General features: G+C 66.0%; 2 protein-coding genes. Both read left to right on the plus strand.

Going from position 1 to position 1,125, the window contains the following annotated elements:
* The coding region (locus ABWP50_RS11935; protein WP_353218210.1) for a zinc-binding dehydrogenase at window positions 1–588 on the plus strand (588 nt) is incomplete at its 5' end.
* On the plus strand, window positions 588–1,125 hold a 538-nt coding region (locus ABWP50_RS11940), incomplete at its 3' end, for an alpha/beta hydrolase-fold protein (RefSeq protein ID WP_353218211.1). The genes ABWP50_RS11935 and ABWP50_RS11940, both read left to right, overlap by 1 nt.

Genomic DNA, 1,125 nt, shown 5'->3' on the forward strand with positions numbered 1-1,125 from the left:
GTGGGCGCCGTGGTCAACACCGCCAAGGCCGGGCCGGGCGCGCGGGCCATCGTGTTCGGGCTGGGCGGCATCGGCCTGAATGTGCTGCAGGGCTTGCGGCTGGTGGGCGCTGATCAGATTGTCGGGGTGGACATCAACCCGGACCGCGAGGCCTGGGGCCGGCAATTTGGCATGACCGATTTCGTCAATCCGCGTGATGTGCCGGGCGATCTGGTCGCGCATCTGGTGGCGTTGACCGATGGCGGCGCCGATTACACGTTCGATTGCACCGGCAACACCGATGTGATGCGCACTGCGCTGGAGGCGTGCCACCGCGGCTGGGGCGAATCGATCGTCATCGGCGTGGCCGAAGCCGGCAAGGAAATCAGCACGCGCCCGTTCCAACTGGTGACCGGCCGGGTGTGGAAGGGCACGGCGTTTGGCGGGGCCAAGGGGCGGACGGATGTGCCCAAGATTGTCGATTGGTACATGACCGGCAAGATCGCCATCGATCCGATGATCACCCACATCATGCCGCTGGAGGAGATCAACACGGCGTTTGACCTGATGCATTCGGGGGAGAGCATTCGCAGCGTGGTGGTGTTCTGATGGAAACGCTCAGCCGCGCGGCGTGCCATGGCGGCGTGCAGAGCTTTCACAGCCACGCCAGCACGGCTTGCCGAACGGCGATGCGCTTTGGGGTGTTCGTGCCGCCGGGTGCCAAGGATAATGGGGGCCCGTTCCCGGTGCTGTGGTGCCTGGCCGGCCTTACCTGCAACGAGGAAACATTCGCGACCAAGGCTGGTGCGCAGCGGCTGGCGGCGGCGCTGGGCCTGATGCTGGTAACGCCCGACACGTCACCGCGCGGTGCGGATGTGGCCGATGATCCGGCGTGGGATATGGGGCAGGCGGCGAGTTTCTATGTTGATGCCACGCAGGCGCCGTGGGCGGCGCATTTTCAGATGCGGACTTGGCTGATCGATGAACTGCCTGGCGTGATTGCCGCGCATTTCCCGGCCGATCTGGCCCGGCAGGGCATCACCGGTCACAGTATGGGCGGCCATGGCGCGCTGACGCTGGCGCTCAAGCACCCCGGTCGGTTCAAATCCGTGTCGGCCTTTGCGCCCATCGCTGCGCCCATGCAGG

The sequence above is a fragment of the Sandarakinorhabdus sp. genome, assembly GCF_040398645.1.
Classification (GTDB): Bacteria; Pseudomonadota; Alphaproteobacteria; order Sphingomonadales; family Sphingomonadaceae; genus Sandarakinorhabdus.